General features: G+C 64.0%; 15 protein-coding genes and 1 pseudogene. 8 read left to right on the forward strand and 8 right to left on the reverse strand.

What is annotated here, in order from left to right:
- Window positions 1-667 precede the first annotated feature (667 nt).
- The 7 genes from C6N40_RS13415 to C6N40_RS13445 all read right to left on the reverse strand — a co-directional run bounded on the left by C6N40_RS13415 (window position 668) and on the right by C6N40_RS13445 (window position 12,937).
- Window positions 668-3,460, reverse strand: coding sequence for an ATP-binding protein (locus C6N40_RS13415; protein WP_106991537.1), 2,793 nt, complete (start codon window positions 3,458-3,460; stop codon window positions 668-670).
- Window positions 3,461-3,464: 4 nt separating this feature from the next.
- Entirely contained in the window at window positions 3,465-4,199 is a 735-nt protein-coding gene (locus tag C6N40_RS13420) for a hypothetical protein (protein ID WP_162782244.1), read from the reverse strand.
- Complete coding sequence (locus tag C6N40_RS13425; RefSeq protein WP_106991539.1) at window positions 4,192-7,104, reverse strand: DUF1156 domain-containing protein; 2,913 nt, start codon at window positions 7,102-7,104, stop codon at window positions 4,192-4,194. Before C6N40_RS13425 ends, C6N40_RS13420 begins: the two co-directional genes overlap by 8 nt.
- A 3-nt stretch (window positions 7,105-7,107) precedes the next feature.
- Window positions 7,108-8,169 carry a hypothetical protein gene (locus tag C6N40_RS13430; RefSeq protein ID WP_162782245.1) on the reverse strand — a complete coding sequence of 354 codons (1,062 nt, stop codon included), beginning with the start codon at window positions 8,167-8,169 and terminating at the stop codon, window positions 7,108-7,110.
- 40 nt (window positions 8,170-8,209) lie between these two features.
- Complete coding sequence (locus C6N40_RS13435) at window positions 8,210-8,827, reverse strand: NYN domain-containing protein (RefSeq protein WP_106991541.1); 618 nt, start codon at window positions 8,825-8,827, stop codon at window positions 8,210-8,212.
- 142 nt (window positions 8,828-8,969) lie between these two features.
- Window positions 8,970-12,533: a helicase-related protein gene (locus C6N40_RS13440; protein ID WP_240183530.1), complete on the reverse strand. Its 3,564-nt coding sequence runs from the start codon at window positions 12,531-12,533 to the stop codon at window positions 8,970-8,972.
- Between the two features lie 122 nt (window positions 12,534-12,655).
- Window positions 12,656-12,937 carry a helix-turn-helix domain-containing protein gene (locus tag C6N40_RS13445; protein WP_205208622.1) on the reverse strand — a complete coding sequence of 94 codons (282 nt, stop codon included), beginning with the start codon at window positions 12,935-12,937 and terminating at the stop codon, window positions 12,656-12,658.
- A 72-nt stretch (window positions 12,938-13,009) separates the two neighbouring features.
- Here C6N40_RS13445 and C6N40_RS13450 point away from each other — a divergent pair, with 72 nt between their 5' ends.
- From C6N40_RS13450 to C6N40_RS14585, 7 genes are all read left to right on the forward strand, one after another.
- Window positions 13,010-13,243 (forward strand): hypothetical protein, encoded by a 234-nt coding sequence (locus tag C6N40_RS13450; protein WP_106991543.1) that lies wholly within the window; start codon window positions 13,010-13,012, stop codon window positions 13,241-13,243.
- On the forward strand, window positions 13,236-14,543 hold the full coding sequence (locus C6N40_RS13455) for a site-specific integrase (protein WP_106991544.1): 1,308 nt from the start codon (window positions 13,236-13,238) through the stop codon (window positions 14,541-14,543). Before C6N40_RS13450 ends, C6N40_RS13455 begins: the two co-directional genes overlap by 8 nt.
- Window positions 14,544-14,562: 19 nt before the next feature.
- Complete coding sequence (locus tag C6N40_RS13460; RefSeq protein ID WP_106991545.1) at window positions 14,563-15,426, forward strand: hypothetical protein; 864 nt, start codon at window positions 14,563-14,565, stop codon at window positions 15,424-15,426.
- Window positions 15,427-15,458: 32 nt separating this feature from the next.
- Entirely contained in the window at window positions 15,459-15,722 is a 264-nt protein-coding gene (locus C6N40_RS13465; protein WP_106991546.1) for a hypothetical protein, read from the forward strand.
- Window positions 15,723-15,790: 68 nt separating this feature from the next.
- A complete protein-coding gene (locus C6N40_RS13470) occupies window positions 15,791-16,045 on the forward strand; it encodes a BPSL0761 family protein (RefSeq protein WP_106991547.1) in 255 nt (84 codons plus the stop codon).
- Window positions 16,023-16,433: a hypothetical protein gene (locus C6N40_RS13475; protein WP_106991548.1), complete on the forward strand. Its 411-nt coding sequence runs from the start codon at window positions 16,023-16,025 to the stop codon at window positions 16,431-16,433. Before C6N40_RS13470 ends, C6N40_RS13475 begins: the two co-directional genes overlap by 23 nt.
- Window positions 16,372-16,905 (forward strand): MbcA/ParS/Xre antitoxin family protein, encoded by a 534-nt coding sequence (locus tag C6N40_RS14585; protein WP_106991549.1) that lies wholly within the window; start codon window positions 16,372-16,374, stop codon window positions 16,903-16,905. Before C6N40_RS13475 ends, C6N40_RS14585 begins: the two co-directional genes overlap by 62 nt.
- 177 nt (window positions 16,906-17,082) lie before the next feature.
- Here C6N40_RS14585 and C6N40_RS14185 read toward each other — a convergent pair whose 3' ends face one another.
- Window positions 17,083-17,484 carry a hypothetical protein gene (locus tag C6N40_RS14185; protein WP_162782246.1) on the reverse strand — a complete coding sequence of 134 codons (402 nt, stop codon included), beginning with the start codon at window positions 17,482-17,484 and terminating at the stop codon, window positions 17,083-17,085.
- 551 nt (window positions 17,485-18,035) lie between these two features.
- On the opposite strand from C6N40_RS14185, the pseudogene C6N40_RS13485 reads away from it, so the two are divergent.
- Window positions 18,036-18,681, forward strand: a pseudogene (locus C6N40_RS13485) (transposase); the annotation flags it as partial.

Consider the following 18,681-nt stretch of genomic DNA (forward strand, 5'->3'; position numbering starts at 1 on the left):
CGCGCAGGATGGACGTCAATTGAGCTCGCGGCGCCCGTGGGCTTCCCGCTGGGAACCCCGCAGTCGCGACGCGGGACCAACGGCGGCCATCCGCAATCCATTGCCATGATTGAACTTCCACGGCTTCCGAAGCCATTGGTCGGGGGTTCGAATCCCTCCAGGCGCGCCATTCCCCCTGTGACAAATCTGTGCCCTGGCTGTGCCAAGGTTTGCTTAGCCGCGCCGGCCCAACTGAGTAAAGGCGTGCCTAGACACGCCCCGGGGCCCATTGGGCAGCCCCCACCTGGACCTTCACCGCGCGCTTCCGCCGCGATGCCTTCGGCTGGAAGTCCGACCTCGCCATCCAACGCCCGGACAAGGCTGCGGCCGAAATACGGGCCAGCGTCCGCAAGGCCCCCGTCCAGGCCGTCGGCGGGGCCATGCGTCTCTTCCAGAAGCTGTCGCCGGCCTTTGAGAGCGTCGATGACTCTTCCGGCCCCCCCCTTCAGGCGGCCATCCGCGATGTCTTCGAGCAGTTCGTGCCCCTGATCGGCGCCGTTGAGGTAACACCCAAGAGCCGGACCGCCTGGCTGGAGGCGCTCTGGCAGGCCATGGCCGTCGACCAGATTCGCCGGATCGAGCGGCTGGGCGAGCACCGGTGCACCCTGTGCGGCAGTCCTGAGGTGGCTCAATCGAAGTCCACCGACGAAATCCCCAGCACGCGGCTGTTCTCTTTCGCCGCGCGAACCGTGGTCTCATCGAAGCCACGACCATCCCTGGCCTCAATGTCCACCTTGATCACCACGCTGGTGCCATGGCGGGCACTGAACAGCTCGACAAGCTCCTTCATGATGTTGGCGAACTTTAAGGATGCGCCGACCGGATCCAACTCTGCCGATGCCCAAAAGTGCGTCGGCATCGTCGCGGTCGGTCCTGATGGCGGAGGCGGAATCGGATCTGGCTTGGGGTCGGGATCGGAATTAGAGTCAGAATCAGGCGGCAGAACAGGCGGAGGTGGCCGCGTAGCCTCCTCGTATTCCGCAGCCTTGGCTGGTTCGATCAGCAGCGCCACATCCATGAAGGGCGAGGTGGCCTCTCCGTAGGTGAAGCCGAGATAGCGTTCGCCGTCCCTGCCACTGGCCAGACCGAAGAAATCACGACTGGGAGCGCCGGCAGCGATGGCATGCGCCATCACGTCCGAATTTCTCAGGCGCGGCAAGTACAGGTAGCTGCACGACTTCTGCCACACGTCCAACGCCTTCACATCCACGGCGTCGTCCCTCCAGAACCACGCCTTGAGCAGGTAGTGAAGGTTGACCGGCGCCCATTGTGCGATCACCCACTCGTTTTCAGCGAGCACACGATCGATCTCCTTACCCAGCCCGACAGCTGCCGGGTTCAGCGCCTGCGCGTCCCATTCGATGTCGCCTACCTTGCCGTCTTTGCGGCTCACAGCCTGGGTGGGTGCCACCAACCACTTATAGGTGTCACGCACCAAGCGCAGTACCGTGTCGCGAGTCTGCTCCCTGTTCTGGGTGACCTGCTTGGCCTGGATGTTGTCCAGAGTGATCCGGGTTTCCTTGAGGTCGATTTCGATGCTGCGCCACGCCAGAAGCGCACGCACCGTTTCCTTCAGATGGCTGACCTGATCGGCGTCAGCGGCCAGGAACAGCAGCCGGTTCTGCTTCACGCGCGGCTGCCCGCCGCGGTCGCGCAGGATGGCCGCGGCCGCATCGCGCGCCGGGTTCGGGCCTGCGCCGCGAGTCCAACCGGTGTTGGGCGCCAGCACCACCAGGCGCAGGTCCCATTCGTCCGGCACGTCTGCGGCAGGCGTGAAGATGTGGTGGTGCGCGATGGCGCCGCCGCCCAAAACCTTCCGCAGAACGTCAGCCACCTCATCGAACACTTCCGGATCCTGGAAGCGTCGCTTGCGGTCCTCCATCTCGCGCCGCAAGTTCGGCTTCACATCCAGCCACCAGCGGTTATTGCCCTCGTTGAGGAAGGTCAACCGGGTCTTCAACCGCGACAGCGCGTCCTTGAACACATGCGGGGCCTGCCCCGGCTGGACACAGCTCAGGATCAGCCGCTCGGTCTCCACGCCTCGCGCCATCTCGTTGCCGGACACCGGCGCGCTGCCCAGGAAGATGCTGCGGGTGATCCGCCGGCAGGCCTGCACGGAGCCGAACCGGGCCTCCTGCGTTTCCAGCAGTGCCGGTTCACTGCGCTCGCCATCGACGTCGCGCGAGAGCACCGGGTCCCAGCCCACCGGCAGGTTGCTGGTCAACTCGGCGCTGACCTCGGCGTCATACAGCGGCAGACTGCCGGGCAGGATCAGCAGATCCTTGTTGTCGCTCTGCCAAAGGCGATGGATCACACGCGCCATCAGCTTCAGCACGCCGCGCGTGCGCTGGAAGTTCGGCAGCGCCGACCAGTCCTGGTACAGGCGCTCGAACACTTCCGGGTGGATCGGGTACGCGGAGCGCAGACGGTCGTAGTAGCGGCCTTCCTGCGTCTCGCCCGGAAGATCGTCGGCATGCTTCACGTACCAGTCGGCGAAGGCGCGGCAGACCGTATCGCGCGTGTCCTGATCGCGGATCTCGGTGAACAGGCGGCGACGCACGATCTCGAACGACTCTTCGGTGCTGACCGGCTTCCAGATCGCCTGGACGCGGGAGAAGTAGTGTTCCAGCGCGTGCAATGCGGCCACGCCGCGCTCGCTGCCGGCCTCGCGCTCGCTCTCCGGCAAGGACGCCAACAACACGGCCTGCGGCGCGGCCTTCAAGGCCTCGGTCAGCGCCTGGATGAAGGTGAGATTGGCGTCGTAGGTGCCACCTGACAGCGACTTGCCCTCCTCGAACTGGCGGATGTAGGCCACCAGCTCGTCGATCAGGATCACGCAGGGCCCAGCCTTGCGGATCAGCTCGGCCAGCAGGTCCTTGCCGGGGTTGGTGCCGGTGGCATCGGCGTCCGCCAAGGCCGCATAGGCCTCGGCTCCTCCGAGCTGCCAGGCCAGCTCACCCCACAGCGTGCGCAAGGTGTGGCCATCCACACGACGCGGCTGGCTGGGCGACAGCTTCACGCCGTCCAGCACCACCACCTTGGCAGTCGGCAGGTCCAGAACGCCCGCGGCATCGAGCAGCCGCGGAATGCCCGCCAGGTCGCTCTTCGGCGCCTTGCCACCGACCATGTGCATGACCGCCAGCATGGTATGGGTCTTGCCGCCGCCGAATGCGGTCTGCAACTGGATGACCGGATCGCCGGTCTTGCCGGCCAGGCGCTTGGCCACCGACGTGAGCAAGGCGCCCATGCCTTCGGTGATGAAGGTGCGCTGGAAGAACAGCACCGGGTCCTGGTACTCCGGCGTGGCAGAGCCGTCATGGACGCGGGTGATGTCAGCCGCGAACTCGGCGCGCACGAAGGTACCGCGGTGGACATCCTCGTGCGGGATGGCGACTTCACGCCAGGGTTTCAGATTATTCATCTCTCTAGCCCTTGTACTTTGCCATCGCCGTTGCGAGGCTAACCACCGAGGAGGTGCCACCTGTTGCAACGGCTGCCGCGACGTCCACAGAAATTTCTCCCGCCCGGGACGCGGCCCCTTTCAGGAACTCCTTGAAGAGTTTCGCAAACTCGCTCTCGGGTACAGTCTTCTTGCCTGGCGTCAGCACGGTTGCCACCGCCATCATGTCGGGTTTTGTCAGGTACCGAGCAAAAACCTGAACAAGCGCATCCAACTCGATCTTCAGAATTTCCTTGTTGAATGAGCCGTCACCGAACTTTCCGATATCGCGAAGATCGGCCAGAATCCTTTGGCGAACGAATTTGTCTTCTACGGAAAACTCCACCAACCTTGCGCCCTTCTCGTCGTATGAACGAAATTTGACACGAGCAAACAGTGCAGACAAAACATCGCGCACGTAGGCCTGGTTGTCGCCCGGGTATTTGAGCCGCATCTCGTACATGTGATTGGCGAGCCGACTCTCCGGCATACGCAGCAAGAGACTTAGTTCGTGCAGCGGCTTCTGCCAAGCATTGGTGTGCTTCAGGAACAGATGAAGAATCAGGATTTCGCAATCTTTCTTTGTCAGGGAGCCGAGCCCTCGCTTCAGCGCCTCGTCCAGAACGGAGAGCGCAAGTTCCTTCTCATTCGAAATAGAAAACTCTTCGCTTCCGAGAGGCAGTTTTGTATCCACTGCTGTTACTGGCGCTATCTTAGACATCCAAACTCCCCTGTACGTTGATATGCCCCGCGTCGTGGCTGGCCGCTTCGATGGCGTGCCAGGCGGTGACCAGCTCGTTGTAGGCGCGGGCTTCTTCCGGCAGCTTCTTGCGTTCGGCGCAGGCGTTGTAGAGCCAGTAGGACAGTCGGCGGATGTCGCCGGACTTCTCCGGCATGCGTGCGAGCAGTGCACCGGCGGCGCTTTCACCGCCGGCGTTGTAGGCGCGGATCAGCTGATGCAGGGCTTCCCAGACCGGGGTGCGGTTGTCGGTCTGCGGATCCCAGCCCTCTGGGTATTCGTCCGGCTTCAACAGGCGCACCTTGCCGCCATCGGAGGCCAGCACGCCTGCGTGCTTGACCGCATCCACGCTGGTGGCCTTGGCGCGGGCCAGCACGTCGGCGTTGCCGAACGCACCGGTACCGAAGCCGACTTCGTCGAACCAGCCCAGGCAGAAGTTGGTGTCGGCGTCGAAGGTCTCGCCGCCCAGCACTTCGTCTACCTGGCGGTTGATCAGCATCAGCGCGGTCTTGACGCTCATCGGCTCGCCGTTGCTTTCCAGCACGGCGGCGTACTGCGAGAACACGCCCATGCCGGGACCGATGGCGGCCTGCGCCAGATCCACCGGCGCGATAGGCGAGGCGCCATCGGCACCGCCGAGCATGGCTTCCAGCGCCTCGGCCAGCACTTCCTTCAATTCGCGCTGGAACTCGCGACGCGGGATCTGTGGCGCGTCGTCCGGGCGACGGCGGCATACCAGGATGATGCTGGAGGCTAGCGCATTGGTGCCGCTGCCGATCATGCGGTTGCCCAGCTCGGTGCGCATCGGCCAGGTGCCGTGGATGGCGAAACCTGCGCGCAGCACGGCGGCGATGAAGGTCTCCCAGCCTGTCGATGCGGTGCCGTCGCTGCCGGTATCGGATTGCTTGAAGGCGTAATAGATCGTGACCGGAAACGCGCCATGCGCCTTGTCAGCGATGTTGTGCATCGCTGCGGTCATGCCGTCGAGGAAGAAGCGCTCCGCGCCTTCCTTGCCGCCATGTCGGTACGGCGTGGCCACCAGTTCCTCCGCCTTCGGTACGGCGACAGTGGCGAACAGCGACGGGAAGGTCCCGCGCAATGTGCGACGCAACCAGACGTAGAAGAAGTCCGACAGGTCTGCGTATCCGATATTGTCGTAGTACGGGGGGTCGGTGGAAATCACCTTGTCGCTGGATATAGCCTGTCCTTGAGCATCCTTCTGACTCACAAGGCCAGATCCGCGGGCCGGCATTTGATCTAGGGCCTTAGCGAGATTGCCGAGACTAATGATGTAGTCTCCAGCAGACTCTGCGAAAACATTGTTCTCAGCAAAGTCCCACAACATTGGAATGGCCTGTCGCCCGAACAGGTTGCGGACTTGCGTCTTTGTGTTCTCCCAACGGCAAAGCGCATTGCAGATGTCCGTCAATCGACTCAATGCCAAGGACAAGAAGATGCCCACAGCCTCCGCATACGCCGTCGCGCCATCGCCACCGGCATCCAGTCCGCGACCATCGTCGGCCATGCCGGCCTGCAGCGCGTCGGCGCGGATTTTCTCGCGGGCCTCGCCCACCAGATCGGAGAAGGTGTTCAGCGCGACAAGCTGGCGCGGGGTGAACAGGTCGCCGAACGTGTCCATGCCGTAGTTCGGCGTCTTGAAGTCGCGCGTGTTGTCCGGCAATGGGGTATCCGGCTTCCACGCCGGCTTGGCGCTTTCCGCCAGCGCCTGCATCGCATCATCCGGCGACAGATAGACGCGACCGCGCTGCCCTTCGGCCACGACGGCCATCAGCCGCTGGCCCATTCGACCTGCCTTTCCTTCGCTACGAATGTGGTCGTAGGACACTGCGACATCCGACATAAGACAGATGAAAGCCGCACGCTTGCCAGCCGTGGTACCCGCCTTCGCACTGGGCGGCGGCTTGCGCTTGCCATCGGCGACCTTGACCTCGAAGCGGTAGCTATTGCCTTCCACCACTGGCTCCACCCAGGCCTCCTTGCCCGTCTTGGTGGACAGCAGGAAAGTGGAGGCCAGGGGCACCTGCACGCTGGAATACGCCGGGTTGGGGCTGCGCACCGTGCGTGCCCACAGCCAGGCGATGACAGTCAGCTTCTGGCCGACGTACTGCTTCAGGTCCGGCCGCACCGATGCCATCTCCGCGGTGATCTCCACCTGCGGATACAGATGACCGATGCGCTTCTGCGCTTCCTCGCGCATCCAGTGGCCATAGCGGCGCACATCTTCGGCGAGGCCGCGTGCACCTGACCAGTCCTCGGCCATCTTTGTCTGCTTCTCGCCAGCCGGCACCGGCCCCACCGGCTTGCGGCCGGCGAACTTCGGCGGGATTTCGATCATCGCCTTGTTGATCAGCACCGCCACCGGGTTCAGATCGCTGGCATGGCTTTCCAGGCCCAGCCGCTGCGCCTCCAGCGGAATGGCGCCACCGCCGGCGAACGGATCATGGAAAGCAGGCAGCTTCGCGGGGTTGAACAGCTCGGCCGCCTGCGGGTGTTTCCTGTTGAGTTCGCAGGTCTCCGCCCAGCTCTTGCGGATCTCCGCCCGCGCGCGTTCCAGCACGTCCTCGTTGTTGGAGTTCTCCCACTTCACCAGGTCGCGAATGATGTCGAACAGACGCTCGCGCTCGCGCGTCGCCTCCTTCTTGTTCACGCCACGAGTGAAGCCCTTGCCGGTCTCGTAGCCCGGGTCGTTGACCATCTGCGCAAACAGCACCGCCCGCGCCGCCGCCAGCGGCCGCCGCGCCCACCACAGATGCAGCGTGCTGGGGTGCCCGTGCCGGATCGACTTCTCGCGCGCCGCGGCCGCGTTGATGTCGTCGAGCGGGAGAGCGACTTCGATAAGTTTCTTGGGGGACTTGATGGCTACCACAGGTCAATCGTCCTTCTCGTGTCCAACTCGGCCTTCGCACTGGCTGCAACCGAGCGCATAGGATTCTTCTGGCACATGCGTGGAGTACCCGGTACACCAATCGCACTGGCCGATATAGGCTTCAACGTCAAAGCAGTCCGTACAGAACCACTCATCGTTCTCGAGCGGCACCACGGTTTCGTAGCTTCCGCAGTTTCCGCAACTTGCGTGCGCCAGGTCTTCCGGATCCTTGTAATCCGTAGCACGCAACAGGTCGTGCTCCTCCAGGACCGCCTCCACCTGCTCTGGCGTGTATTCGTGCGCACACTCCGCGCACCACTCATATCCGCCCGCCAGAAGAATGGGCTGGGCGCAGGCCTTGTTCATGCATTCCAGCGTCATAACCGACGATGAGAAGCCACAGGTCAGACACTTTCCCACGCCGATCCAGACGGGCTGCTCAACCTCAAACGACTCGAACCCGCAAGATGGGCATGCCATGAAGTGGCTTCCCGCCGCCATCGCCGTCGCTATGTCATCCGTGAGCAGCAGGAACTTCCGTTCCAAGGACTTCGTCTGCTCACGCATCCGGTGGTCCAACGCGTTGATAGTGTCGGCGTGGGCAGCGAAGTGCTCCTTCCATCGCCCCGCCAACAGGCGACGCAGGTAGAGCCATCCCTTGGCGTGGTCGGATACGATCCGATCCATTTCCTTAGCAGCCACAGCATCGTCGCCTTGGGCAGCGTGGGCAAAGTGCACCATCTGGTTGCGCTCCTGACGCAGACCATCGAAGCACTTCAACTCCTCGTCCAGGAGCCCATCCGACGCGACTTTCGTCAGGCGCTCGTTCGCCTCCTTCAGGCCAACCGACTGGAAGTCTCCCCGCTGGAACTTCGCTTTGTCCGCTTGATCTGGCTTGGCGACGATCAGCGTCCAGTGCTCCTTCAACAGCCGCGCCTTCACGAATAGCTCGATCGCGCTGTAGAAATGGATCACCGAATACTTCGGATGCTGCTCCAACTCGTCGATGGAGCGCCCCAGGAAGTCGAACGCATTACGCACGACATCGTCAAATCGTTCGCTCACGCTCCGACTCCTTGCCCAAACTTGATCGCGCGCATGGCAGTCACTTCCATGTCGTCGGGCGTGCCAGAACGAAACCGTCCGGCTTGGTGATCTGGTCGGGCAGCTGGCTGGCGCGTAGCTTGTCCTCGCCGATAACCAGATGGCCATTGGCCACCTTCTTCAACTCGGCGGAATGACGCTTGGGCGGGAATGCCACGATGACCCGCTTGTTGGGGAAACGCTCACGCACACGGCGGATGGGCGTGGTCAGGTCGCTATCGCCCGACATGACCAGAGCCACATCGAAGCTGTCGTCGAAGGCATCGGTCAGCAGCTGGATGGCGATGTTCACATCCGTCATCTTCTCTTCGTAGTCCGTCCATGCAGCGTGGCACTTGCGGCAGCTGCGCTGCTTTTCCAGGTAGTGCCCCAACTGGATGGATGTACCGCTCAGCCCCAGCGCCTCCAGGTAATCGCCCTGGCGCTTGCGGTCCGCCGTGTTGCGGCCGTTGTCGCGGATCCGGGCCGTGAAATAGCGGGTGGCTGCCAGGGTTTGACCCGGCTTCAGCAAGTTGCCCGCCAGCGCCGCTACGTCCAGCCAGTAGAGGCGCTTGAAACCGGCATTCTTCAGCCCGAAATAGAGGTTGAAGCCGTCCACATAGGCGATCACGCGAGCCATTCAGCCTCCTGACCGGCGCCCGTACACCGCTTGACAGCGGTCAAGCCCGCTTGACAGAATGGCCCCCTAACCCCGCCGGAGATAGCATCTCCGGCCCGACGCCCGCCTCGCGCGGGCGTCTCTCTTTGTGCCGTCGGAAGCCTCACGCGCCACCTCCAAAACGGGTGGCGCGGGCCAGCAGTTCGGCCAGCTCCAGGTTCTTGCTGACCTCGGCCCAGTCCGGCGCCTGCGACACGGGGCCCTGCAGGTAGTACGGGCCTTCGGTGCTGTCGTCTTCGTTGACCAGGACGATGGCCAGCCAGAACTGGTCGGGCTTGTTCAACGCCGCGATAATTTCGTTCTTGGTCAGGGTGATGGTGGTGGCGCCCTTGGCGCGGCCCTTTACTTCGATCAGGCGATCGTCCGGCAGGGTGGCGCCATCGGGCGGCACCGCCGAAGTGATGTCCCAGCCGCACTTCTCCGCCGATACGTCGCGGGGGCTGAACCCCATCGCGCGCTCGGCCGCGGCCACGGCTTCCATCGCCAGCTGTTCGATGCGCGAGCGCGCCAGCGGATCGACGCTGTGCGTTGCTGGCGTGGCCGTAGTCTGACCGGCCTGGAACCAGCCAGCCGGCACGACCAACGCACCACCTACGATCCTGGGCGATGCCGGCACGATGTGGCGTTGTGCTTCCAGCTCCTGGAGGCGAGCGGCACGGCGTGCGGTCAGTTCTTCCGCACGGCGGATCAGGTTCTCCGGCTGGACCCGCGGCTGCTTGCCGGCCCGCACTTCCTCCTGCAGCGCGATGGCGCGATGGGAGAGGAAGTTGATCTCGCGGGTCAGCCGCTCATGCACGGCCTGGCTGACCTTGTCGATGTGACGCAGACGGCGGTCGCGCACGGCTGACAGGTGCTTGGGCACCAGCTGCCCGCCGGCCCATTCCAGCGCACGCTGTTCGAGGCCCTGATCCAGCCAGGCTGCGTCGAGCAGGGGTTTGGCCTGTTCGGTCTCCGCCTCGTTCGCCGGACGCAGGTCCAGGTGCGGTGCCCAGCCGGCAAACGTGGCCTCGCCATTCGGCGTGATCCGCAGGAACTGGACCTCGCGCGAGACCGTGCGCTCGGCGGCACCCGTTCCCTCGCGAACCTCGTGATCAACCATCAGCAGCAGGTGCGGTTCGCTGCCTAGGTCGGTGGGATCGACCAGCACGCTGCCCTGCTTCAAGGCGGGCAGGCGCGCCTCCAGGGTCATGTCGATGACGGCACCCATCAGCGGATGCGCCGGATGGATCAGGTCGGCCATCGGCTTGTGGATTTGCCGGATGTCGCCCTTCTCGAAACACACCCGCGCGTACTTCGGCAGCACCGGCTGGCGGGTCTGGCCGATCCGGCGATCGCGTTCGCGGATGGCCGCCGGCACATGCGGCAGTTCGTAGCGGCCCTTCTCACGCAGGCGGGCATCGCCGCCCAGCTGCTCGAAGGCCTTCAGGAAGAAGGCGCGGATGAAGTGCGGTTGCAACTTGCGCGCCTCGGCCTTGTCCATCTCCTCTTTGATGGCGTGCAGCGCGTCGAGGCCCATGTGGTTGTCCACCAGCGCGTTGCGCCGGAAGATTTCCATCAGCTTGGCGGAGTCCAGACTGTTGTCGATGACCTTGAACAGGTCGCGCTGGACGTCCTCGCGCTCGCCGTAGCGGATGGCGTCCCACAGCAGGTCTTTCAGCGGCTTGCCGTTGAACGCCTCGCCCAGCACATCGAACACGCGGCCACCCAGGGCCTGGCGTTCGATCTCGATCTTCTCGAACAGGCGCTGGAACACGGCGCCCTCGCGGGTCTTGTCGGCCACCAGGTTCCACAGGTGGCAGATTTCGCGCTGACCGATGCGGTGGATTCGACCGAACCGCTGTTCCAGCCGGTTCGGGTTCCAGGGCAGGTCATAGTTGACCATCAGGTTGGCGTTCTGGAGGTTGACGCCCTCGCCTGCAGCGTCGGTGGCCAGCAGGACCTGGACGTCCTTGTTCTGGCGGAACTCCTCCTGGACGCGGCGGCGCTCGTCACGGTTGGTGCCACCGTGGATCTGGATCACGGCCTCCGGCCTGCCGAGCAGACCGGTGATCTTGCTGGCTAGGTAGGCCAGGGTGTCGCGATGTTCGGTGAAGATGATGATCTTGCGACGGTTGCCGTTTGCGTCGAACATCAGCTCACTGTCCTGCAGGATCTGCGACAGCTGGCGCCACTTCTGGTCATTTCCGCTGTCGTAAAGCGCCCGCGCTTCGGCTTCCAGCGAGCGCAGGGTGAACAGCTCGGCCTCCATCTCGACGATGGTGTCGGCGGTGCTGGCCTGCTCCACCGCCTGGTCGGCAACGTTCTCGAAGTCCTCCGGCGACAGCTCGTCCTCGGCCTCGTCCAGATCGTCCGGCACATCAATGGCCACCACCTTGCCGTAGATGGGGCGCTCTTCGCCGGCCCGGTTGCCACGGGCGATCAGCTTCGCCTCCTCCAGCCGCTCTTCCAGACGTTTGCGACGCCGCATGAGCGACTGGTAGATGGCCGCGGGACTGGAGGCCAGGCGGCGCTGCAACTGGGTCAGCGCAAAGCCGATACTGGTGCGCTGCTTTCCATCCAGCTGCTCAGCCCGGTTCCACTCGTTGCGCACGTAGTCCGAGACGTGCGCATAAAGCGCCTCCTCGGCCGGCGACAGGTCGTAGTTGGCGGTATAGGCCAGGCGCGGCGGGAACAGCTTGGTGCCGTCGAACTTGAGCAACTCCTCCTTCACCAGGCGGCGCATCAGGTCCGACACGTCCACGCGCGTGGCGCCCTCGCGGAACTTGCCGTAGAAGCGGTCGCCATCCAGTAGCGCCATGAACAGCTGGAAGTCCTCTTCCTTGCCGTTGTGCGGGGTGGCCGTCATCAGCAGGAAGTGGCGCGAGATCGAGCCGAGCAGTTCGGCCAGTTCGTAGCGCTGGGTCTTCTTGACCTCGCCACCGGAGAAGCTGGCTGCGCACTTGTGCGCCTCGTCGATGATGATCAGGTCCCAGTGCGACGCACGCAGCTTCTCCTTCAGGTCGTCGTTGCGCGCCAACTGGTCCAGCCGCGCGATCATGCGGTCGGTCTGTGTGAAGGCGTTGCCGTTGGCGGACAGTTCCTGCTGCTCACGGCTGAACAGCGTGAACTCCAGGCCGAATTTGTCGCGCAACTCGTCCTGCCACTGCCCGGACAGCGAGCCCGGTGACACCACCAGGATCCGTTGCGCGTCGGAGCGCATGATCAGCTCACGGATCAGCAGGCCGGCCATGATGGTCTTGCCGGCGCCAGGATCGTCGGCCAGGACGAAGCGCAGCGGCTGACGCGGCAGCATGGCCTCGTACACGGCCGAGATCTGGTGCGGCAGCGGCTCCACGTCCGACGTGTGCACGGCCATCATCGGGTCGAACAGGTGGGCGAAGCGGATGCGCAGGGCCTCGGCGGCCAGTTGGAAGGCCTCGCCGTCAGCGGCAAAGGACCAGGGGCGGGTGGCGGTGGCCTCGGCTAAAGATGGTTCGTCATCCCGGAACAGCAGCCGCTCACCGATGATTCCCGCTGAAGACCGATAGACAAGCGATATGGCATCTGGCCCAGCAGGAGCAGTGGCAACCACCTCGACAGGGCCGGAAGGGTCTACCCCAAGTAAGCGCTGCCCTCTTTCGATGCTTTCAATCTTCAACGCCGGAGTTCCAAGCTGACGACGCATCATGATGCCTTTACAGGTCAGCGCTTTAACGCCCCTTGCCAGACAGGTGTGGTCTGTTGAGAAACTTTCTTGGCTCGCTCTTGGTGAGCCGTTGATTCGAATTAAGGATCCAGTTCTTGGGTGGATTAATCGTCTACATAACTGAGCAGGTCTCCCGGCTGGCACCGAAAGTAGCGGCAGAGCTTGTCGACTATCTCAGTCCCAACGTTGGTTCCCGGCTGATTGGCCATCTTCGACAGCGTCGCCCGGTGAACCCCGCTTCCCTCCGCCACCTCGGTCATGGAGATCGAGCGGCGTTCCATGAATGCCTTGTCGGCAATCAACTCGGCTAGCCGGAAGCGAATCATTTCTGAATGAATCCTAAATGATGTCGCCGTTGAGCGACAAAGGTCGTTGACACGCGACACTTGTCGTCTATGATGCTCGACAAGCGTCGCCGATACGCGACGCCTGTCGAGCCCAATCAACGGAGACGCGCGATGCAAACGTACCTGACTACCGAGCAGCTGGCTACCCGGATCCACTACGACGTCCGGACCATCCGGGACCGCCTCAAGGACAGCGTGCTGCTGGAGGGCGTGCATTACATCCGCCCCTTCGGGGGCCGGAAGCTGCTCTTCATCTGGGAGGCGATCGAAAAGGACATCACCAGCTTCTCGATGGGCCGGGGTCCCTTGATCCCGATGGCCAACGGCGGGGTGGCCCGTGGCTAAGATCCGGGTCCGTCGCGAGACGGGCACCCTGTTCCTGGATTTCCAGTACAGGGGTGCCCGCTGCCGGGAACAGACCGCGCTGCCGGACACCCCGGGCAACCGGAAGGTGCTGGAGTCCCTGGCCAAGCGGATCGAGAAGGCGATCCTCAAGGGCAACTTCACCTACGCGGAGTTCTTTCCGGACAGCCCGCGCGCCAAGGAGGGTGGCGATCCGGGGACGGCAGCGCCTGGCAGCCCGGCCAAAGGCGACCACCCCACCCCCACCTTTGCCGAGTTCGCCGAGCTCTGGGTCATCGAGTCCGGCCCCCGCTGGCGCGCCCAGTACCGTACCGAGGTCCGCAAGACCCTCGACGCAATCATCCTTCCCGGCCTCGGCGACAAGCCGCTGGCCACGATCGACCGCGGGCACCTGCTGGGCTTCCAGGCCCAGATCGCCAAGCGGCGCGGCCGCAGCGGCGAGACGGTGTCGGCCCGGCGCATTAACAAGGTGATGGGCCTGGTGAAGACCATCCTCAACGAGGGCTGCGACCGCCATGGCCTGCAATCCCCGGCGCGGACCCTCAAGCGGCTCAAGCAGGGCCGTACCGAGGTGATGCCCTTCTCCTTAGAGGAGGTCGAGCTTCTAATCGCCCGGGTCCGGGAGGACTACAGACCCTACCTGACGGTGCGCCTGCTCACCGGCCTACGCACCGGCGAGGCCGATGGCTTGCAGTGGGAGGACATCGACTTCGCTGCCGGCGTCTTCCGGGTCGAGCGCACCCACTCCCGGAACGGCGACGGCGGCACCAAGACCGACGGCTCCCGACGGACGATCCCGATGGTTCCCCAGGTGCGGGCCGCTTTCGAGACCCAGCGCACCCGGGCGGTCGACGGCTGCCCGTGGGTCTTCCACAGCCAGTACGGCAACCCGATGGACGCGGTGAACTTCACCAACCGCATCTGGTACCCGTTGCTGCGCAACCTCGGGCTCAAACAGCGGCCGCCCTACCAGATGCGCCACACCGCTGCGACGCTGATGCTGGCCGCCGGCGAGAACCCGGAATGGGTGGCCAACGTGCTCGGGCACTCGACCACCGAGATGTTGTTCCGCGTGTACTCGCGCTTCGTGCCCAACCTCACCCGCAACGATGGGCTGGCCTTCGCCGGCCTGGTGAACGGGCACCTCGGCAAGCGGGCCGTGGAGGCCACCGCCTCCAAGTCGGCCCCGCCCACCGACAACGCCGCGGCCCTCGCTGCCCTGCAGTCCCTGTCCCCCGAGCAGCTGGCCACGTTGCTCACCCTCGCCAAGAAGGCGTCCTGACGTTCAAGGAGGAACACCCATGTTCAACTCGAAGCGCGTTGCCCCGGCCGCCCTGAAGTTCCCTGCCGTGGTCGAAGTGATCTCCGACCCCGATCCCAACCACGGCGTTCGCTGCCGGCTCTACAGCAGCTGCGACTGGCGCGAAGCCTGGACGTGGCTGCCCCTCGACACCACGCTCTACGGTCCGTTGCTGTGGGGTGTGGCGACCACGCTGGAGATCGGCCGCCCCTCGGAGGACCTGCTGCTGGTCGACCTGCATCAGGACGCCGACCTGCCCCTCTCCAACCTGCTGCCCGAGCAGCTGTGCCCGATCCCGGGGTTGGTGCGCCAAACCACACGGCTGATCGACGGCCTGCAGCACGCAGCCCTGCGGGAGTTCATCACCCGGGCCCTCCTGCAGCCGGACGTGCTGCATGGGTATTGGAATAGCCCGGCTTCGCGCGGCAACCACCATGGCTATCCCGGCGGCCTGGCCCAGCACTCGCTGGAGATCGCCACGATGGTGGCCTCCGTGGATCCGGAGTGGCTCAAGGAGAGGGACTGGCACCAGGACCGCGAGCTCGGCATCGTGTTCGCCCTGCTCCACGACTACGGGAAGATCTGGTGCTACGACCCGATCGCCTTCGAACCGGTCGACTCCCGCGAGCATGAGGCCCTCGGCCTCCTCAAGCTCGAAGAGCCCCTGCGCATCCTGACCCAGCAGGACCGGAATCTCGGTATCCAGATGCGGGAGCTGCTCAGCGGGCGCCAGACGCAGCGAAAGGGTCCGTACCCGCTGGCCATCAACAAGGTGGTCCGAGCCTTCGACCAGTTCAGCTGCGAGATGACCCGCAAGCCGAAGGCGGAATCGCGCGCAACTTTTGATTGCGACATCCCCTTCTAGGTTGGAGGTCCACCCCAATGAGGACCACCACCATGAAGATCGTCCGTTTCTCCTACGCCCGTATCGCCAGCACGTTCGGCCTGGTCAGGGGCATCCGGCTCGTCCGGATGCGCGATGACCGGCGCCGCATGCGCTGGGCCGTGGCCCTGCGCGTCCTCGGCGGCTGGCGCCTGGTGGGCCGCGACCCGATGACGAGCCCCTGGATCATCCAGCGCGACCCCTGGCTCAACGCCCGGCCGATGCTGTTCCCGAACGTCCGTACAGCCCGGCGCCTGCTCGCGACCCTCGACCTGTGAACCCGTCGCAGCCCGTGCGACGGCCCCATCGCAGGGTGGGGCCGCCATAGCCGCCAAGGAGAACCCTAATGACCACCCCCGACGAACGGCGCCGCACCCTCGTGCAGGCGGGCGCTTTCCTGAAGGAGCTGCGCGGCAACCGCTCCCTGCCCGAGGCGGTTCGCCAGGAGGCCCATCGGCTGCTGCGCCACTATCCGAGCCTGCGTGAGATCGAACATCTCGCCACGATTACGCAAGGCGCTTTCGGTGGAAGCCCGCTGGGCCCGGAGCACGACCCGGACTGGCTTCGGGGCTACGCGCATGGGGCACACCAAGGTGGATAGCGCCAAGGGCCCGCGCTCGCTATCGGCCATCGCCCCCGGTGCCTTGGAAGCGTTCCGCCGGCCCGGGCAGGCGCACCTCTCGCCCCTGCGGTTCCGCGAATTCTTCGGCCTCGGCATCGGCGAGCTGGAACGCACCTTGCGCGCCCCGCTCTGGCTGCTGCGACGGGAGCCCAATGACCCGGTGGTCCAGCTTCGACTGCTTGCCTTCCTGCAGGTCCATTCCGCGCTGATCGACCTTGGGAAGGACCCAATCACCGCGGGCTTCCACCTGCGGAACACCCCGATTCCGGCGTTCCAATATCAGACGCTCTTTGAGGTCGTGCGCGATGGACGCGTCGCTGACGCCTTGGGCTACCTCGACTCAATTAGCTCGGGATTCGTGGGGTAGCCCGCCCACCAGAACAGGAGAACACCATGGAAAAGGATGCCCGCCTGTGAACGCCCACAGTTCTAGGGCACCGACGCGCACTGATGGCACTGCCCCGGCGAATCGCAGACATAAACTCTCCCGGCCGGCGCTGGATGTCTACTTCAACATCTGCGCAAAATGGGGACTCACAATCAGGCAGATGTACGTCATCCTTGGCCGGCCACCCAAGTCGACTTTCTATCGATGGTATCGCCGACGCAACGGGCGCTTGTCCAAGGATCTGCTCGAACGCATCAGCTATGTTGTTGGGATCTACGGGGCATTGCATTCTCTGTTTTCAACTCCGGAGCAAGCGAACGGATGGATCAAGCGGCCGAACGCAGATCCGACCTTTGGGGGCGCCAGCGCCCTTGATCGAATGATGGGCGGGAACGTGACGGATCTGTACGTTGTCCGGCGATACCTCGAAAAACAGCGGGATTTCGAATAGATCAGGGCCTAGCATTGGAGACGTCCAGACGCACTCCGAAGCCAAGCTCTCAGCTGGCGAGGCCGTACGGAAGAATCTCGACACTAGTACTCTGCGAAGTAGACGCTGGCACCAAGGTTGAGTGCAGGTCACAGACACGACGCGACGACCGCGATCTGGAGCTGGGAAACGCGCGACCTAGACAGGTCGTGGACTGGGAGCCTTTAGAACACGAGGCATCCCCAACCCGGCAAGGTCTTCCAAGAACTTTGCTCTTGCCACACCATGCTCTTCCCTGAACTGCAGACGCAGTAGATGGTGCAAGCCGAATAACAAGAGATACAGATCGGGATACTCACACCAGTCATCGGCACCCTCGTCCACGTGATCCATCGTGAACTCCGCCACGCCGCACGATATCGGATCGCGATGACGCAAAATCTCCTCCACATTCCAACCATGTCGCTCCAGTGCGACGGCACATTGGACGAACATCTCGCGGACGGTATCGCCATCCCCATATGCGAGGTCTACACCATAGGCGACCCGAAAGAGCCCCGTGGATAGCAGTTTCCGGCTGAGTTCCATATCTTCGTACATTGGCATTTCTCCCTTGCCCGTTAGTCCTTTCTTCGTCACCTAGGCCGCATTCACGATCGACACCTGTATTGCGCCGTTCGGCGAACGGCCCAATAGCTTCTCCATGTTCGCTTGCCACTGGTGGTGGACGTCACTTCGCGACCGGCTGTCGCTAGTCGCGCATTGACACGAAAAGCCTACCGGTTAGAACCTCAGAATTGCGGGCCTAAACCCCCCGAATTATTAGGGTTTAGCCTGGTGGGCAGCACAGGATGGCCAGGCCGGCCAATGGAGGCCCCTCTCCGGCAGGGTTCGAAAGGCGGTCGGGACATTCAGACCAAGAGGCGTCTACGAAGCCCGGGGCGACCCACTCCGCGGCGACAGTCGCCTGGACGATCCCTCCCAACCTGAGCCACCCTAAGAAGCCTTACCGGCATTTGGTGGTGGCGATCATGTCCAATCCGCGCTGCGCAATGACAGGAGTCGAGCTCGCCCCAGGCGTAAGCTTCCCCGGTCGGTAGACACCCAATAACTAGAACTTTCTGGCATCTTTTCCCCGCCAGGAGGTTTGCATGAAGAAGTCGAAGTTCACCGAGACCCAGATCATTGCCGTGCTCAAGCAGGGCGACGCCGGGGTGCCGATCAAGGACCTGTGCCGCCAGGCTGGGATCAGCTCGGCGACCTACTACCAGTGGAAGTCGAAGTACGGCGGCATGGAGGCATCCGAGTTGCGGCGCGTGAAGGAGCTCGAGGCCGAGAACTCCAAGCTCAAGCGGATGTATGCCGAGCAAGCCCTGGATATCGCCGCAATGAAGGACTTGATCGCAAAAAAACTGTAGGGCCGGCGCAAAAGCGCGACGCGGTGCGTTTCCTCCTGGAGGAGCACCACCGGCCGTTGCGCCGGTCCTGTGACATGGTCGGGCTATCCCGGGCGGCGTGGTACCGGCCGCCGCTGGACTGGACGGTCCGCGACGCCGAGATCATCTCGGCACTGGCCGAACTGGTCAAAGACCGGCCGGCCCGAGGTTTCTGGAAGTGCCGGAAGCTGCTGCGACGGCGCCGACCAGAATGGAACCACAAGCGCATCTATCGGGTTTACAAGGCCATGGGATTGAACCGCCGTCGCGCCGCCAGGCGCCGCCTGCCCAAGCGCGAGCGCGTGCCGCTGTACGTGCCCCGCACGCCGAATTCGGTGTGGTCGGCGGATTTCATGTCCGA

Origin of the sequence: Arenimonas caeni, assembly GCF_003024235.1 — a bacterium.
GTDB classification, from domain to species: domain Bacteria; phylum Pseudomonadota; class Gammaproteobacteria; order Xanthomonadales; family Xanthomonadaceae; genus Arenimonas; species Arenimonas caeni.